Source organism: Paraburkholderia sp. BR14320, from assembly GCF_040948665.1.
Taxonomy (GTDB): Bacteria; Pseudomonadota; Gammaproteobacteria; order Burkholderiales; family Burkholderiaceae; genus Paraburkholderia; species Paraburkholderia youngii.
The window spans coordinates 1-267 of the sequence record NZ_JBFPKG010000331.1; the positions used below are offsets into that span (position 1 = coordinate 1).

The 267-nt window shown below is 66.3% G+C and carries 1 protein-coding gene; it reads right to left on the bottom strand.

Annotated features, from left to right (window positions below):
- On the bottom strand, positions 1-267 hold a 267-nt coding region (locus AB3X89_RS40530), incomplete at both ends, for a hypothetical protein (protein ID WP_368588099.1).

Here is a 267-nt window from a genome sequence, read left to right on the forward strand (position 1 = left end):
CTCAGAGCGGCCACGTGCCCGGCGCTGACGGTGCGCGCCAGATTTGTCCGCAGCCGCCCGGCGATACAGCCAGCCGTACAGCTTCGCGAGATGGGTGAAGTCGGCCGAGTACGCGAAGACGCCATGCACCCCGAGGCCGAAGTTGTGGACAAAGAAACCGTGGATGCCGCCATCACGCAGCCGAAGACGGCTTTGCTCGCCGCCATTTGCCGGCGAGCGCCTTGATACGGGCGTAAATCCGCGAATCAAGCGGCGCGCTTGCGCGCC